This window comes from Virgibacillus sp. M23 (assembly GCF_034190895.1).
GTDB classification, from domain to species: domain Bacteria; phylum Bacillota; class Bacilli; order Bacillales; family Amphibacillaceae; genus Virgibacillus; species Virgibacillus salarius.
The window spans coordinates 1-3096 of sequence record NZ_JAWDHA010000115.1; the positions used below are offsets into that span (position 1 = coordinate 1).

General features: G+C 35.5%; 3 protein-coding genes. 2 read left to right on the plus strand and 1 reads right to left on the minus strand.

The genetic code is table 11. The features are described 5' to 3' along the window. Positions 1–158: 158 nt before the first annotated feature. Positions 159–347 carry a 50S ribosomal protein L28 gene (gene rpmB, locus RVS70_RS21420; RefSeq protein WP_026680850.1) on the minus strand — a complete coding sequence of 63 codons (189 nt, stop codon included), beginning with the start codon at positions 345–347 and terminating at the stop codon, positions 159–161. A 272-nt stretch (positions 348–619) separates the two neighbouring features. On the opposite strand from rpmB, the gene RVS70_RS21425 reads away from it, so the two are divergent. Both RVS70_RS21425 and RVS70_RS21430 read left to right on the plus strand, forming a co-directional pair. Beyond that, on the plus strand, positions 620–982 hold the full coding sequence (locus RVS70_RS21425; protein WP_026680851.1) for an Asp23/Gls24 family envelope stress response protein: 363 nt from the start codon (positions 620–622) through the stop codon (positions 980–982). Positions 983–1089: 107 nt separating this feature from the next. Then, a complete protein-coding gene (locus RVS70_RS21430) occupies positions 1090–2751 on the plus strand; it encodes a DAK2 domain-containing protein (protein ID WP_205388610.1) in 1662 nt (553 codons plus the stop codon). Positions 2752–3096: the final 345 nt, after the last annotated feature.

Genomic DNA, 3096 nt, shown 5'->3' on the forward strand with positions numbered 1-3096 from the left:
TAAGAAAGTACACCGCCTTCAGGCAAAATACAAGCCTAAATTATAACAAAAAAGATTCCAGCTATCATTTTTTGATAACTGGAATCTTTTTTAACTTCATAAGGGCTAGTTATGTCCCAGCCCCTTTCTTAACTAATGCGATAAGTTGTATTAGTATATTAAACGCGTTCTACTTTCCCTGATTTAAGGGCACGTGCAGATACATATACTTTTTTCGGTTTTCCATCTACCATAATACGTACTTTTTGTACATTAGCTTTCCATTGACGCTTATTGGAATTCATAGCGTGAGAGCGTTGGTTTCCACTGCGAGTTTGACGTCCAGTTACAACACATTTTCTGGCCATGTTATCCCTCCTACTTTTACATGTTTCTTTGCATTTTCATACTTATACAATTTACCATAACTCTTACTAGATTGCAATTATTCTTTTTGTAAAACCACGAATAAACTGGGATTATTTGTTATATAAAGAGAAAATACTTGACAGATTAACACAAATCGTACATTGTTATAAGTGGTAATTTTTAATTAGGTATTATCTATACTTTTAAAAAGGTTCTGCATGTAGTAGAATATGCTTAGATAATGTGAGCAGGTATTATAAGGAGGATTCAAATGTCCATTGAACTTCATACAAACGATGGTCAGGTAACGATTACTAATGAAGTAATTGCCACTATTGCTGGTGGTGCAGCAGTTGAATGTTATGGAATTGTTGGGATGGCTTCTAAAAGTCAAATACGCGATGGCATTGCTGAAATCTTAAGAAAAGAAAACTTTTCAAAAGGTGTCATTGTCCGTCAAGAAGAAAGCAATTTACATATCGATATGTATATTATTGTGAGTTATGGAACAAAAATATCCGAAATTGCTCATAATGTTCAATCTCAGGTTAAATATACGTTAAATCAATCCTTAGGGTTAGAAATTGATTCTGTCAATATTTATATTCAAGGAGTTCGTGTCTCAAAAGACTAATTTCATATCATCTAATTGTATAAAGTGTTAATGCTCTAGCGCCTGAAGCATGAATAGTAGATCTACAGGCGCTGTGAGCTTTTGTCTACAGAGGAGGAAATATAATAGTGACTTTACAGAAGATAAATGGCAAGAAACTTGCTCAAATGATTCTTTCTGGAGCGCATAATTTGTCGAATAACGCCAAGAAAATTGATGCTTTAAATGTATTCCCTGTACCCGACGGTGATACAGGAACAAATATGAATCTAACGATTACTTCCGGAGCTAATGAAGTAAAAAAATTAACTAGTGACAGTGTATCTGAAGTAGCTGAAGCATTTGCTAAAGGGTTACTAATGGGTGCTAGAGGTAATTCAGGGGTCATACTATCACAAATTTTTCGTGGTTTTTCTAAAGGGTTGGAAAAAAAAGAAGCGGTTACAACCATGGAGCTTGCGAAGGCATTTGAAAGTGGTGTTTCCACTGCGTATAATGCTGTAATGAAACCTGTAGAAGGCACCATACTAACTGTTGCAAAGGATGCAGGGAATCAAGCAGTTTCAGTTGCTGAAAAAGAACAAGACATCATTCAGCTAATGGAACAAATTGTAGCTGAAGCAAAAGCATCACTTAAACGTACACCAGATTTACTTCCAGTCCTAAAAGAAGTTGGTGTAGTAGATTCTGGTGGGCAGGGTTTATTAACCATCTATGAAGGATTCCTTGCTGCGTTAAAGGGAGAAGAACTTCCTGAAGATCCATCGGATATTAATATGGATGAAATGATAAATGCTGAACACCATAAAGTAACACAGGATTTTATGGATACAGAGGATATAGAGTTTGGCTATTGTACTGAATTTATGGTTAAGTTTGAAGAAGACAAATTAAATGAATATCCATTTGATGAAGAAGCATTTCGTAACGATTTAAGTGAGCATGGTGATTCCTTGCTAGTTGTTTCTGATGATGAGCTTGTGAAGGTTCATATTCATGCAGAGTATCCAGGACATTGTTTAACAATGGGGCAACGTTATGGAAGCTTAATTAATATGAAAATAGAAAATATGCGCGAGCAGCATACTGCTATTGTAGGAAGTAAAGAAAAGAAAAATATGCAAAAAGAAAAGTCGGAATATGCAATTGTTACAGTGGCCATGGGTAAAGGCTTGAGGGATCTTTTGGAAAGCTTAGGGGCAAGTGTGGTCATTGAAGGTGGACAAACAATGAATCCAAGCACTCAGGATATTGCAAATGCCATCAAGCAAGCTAATGCTAAAAATGTGTTAATGCTTCCAAATAACAAGAATATCCTAATGGCAGCTGATCAAGCGGCAGAATTAGCTGAAGAAAATGTACGAGTTGTTCCAACTAAAACAATTCCACAAGGTATAAGCGCTATGCTCTCATTTCATCCAGATGCAGATATTGATAGTAATCAGCAAGCAATGGACGAGGCAAGAAAACAGGTGAAAACTGGACAAATAACTTATGCTGTACGTGATACACAAATTGATGGCATTACCATTGAAAACGGTAATTTTATGGGTATTGCAGATGGTAAGATCATTGCTACTGACTCTGATAAAATGGAAACAGTGAAATTGCTTCTAAATGAGATGATCTCTAAAGATGATGAGATCTTGACGATTCTTCAAGGGGAAGATGTAGAAGATGAAGAAGTAAATCGATTGATCAAATATATAGAAGAAACATACGAAGATATTGAAATTGAAGTGCATAACGGTAATCAACCAATATACTCCTATATATTTTCCGTGGAATAAGCAGCTTTTTATATAAATAATAGGGCTGTATCAAAAGTCCATTAGAGGAACGAAACACCGACCATGATATTTAAACATCACGGTCGGTGTTTCGTTCTGGTTTGTATTTATTTTGATTATCTCCGCACGATGGCAAGAGGGTTAATTTTAGATAAATAAAAAAAATTGAGCAAAATTCGCAGTCCTTATCACTAAATGCTCAGATTTACGCTTCCTCTAGGGGCTGGGACATAACTAGCCCTTATGAAGTTAAAAAAGATTCCAGTTATCAAAAAATGATAGCTGGAATCTTTTTTGTTATAATTTAGGCTTGTATTTTGCCTGAAGGCGGTGTACTTTCTTAAA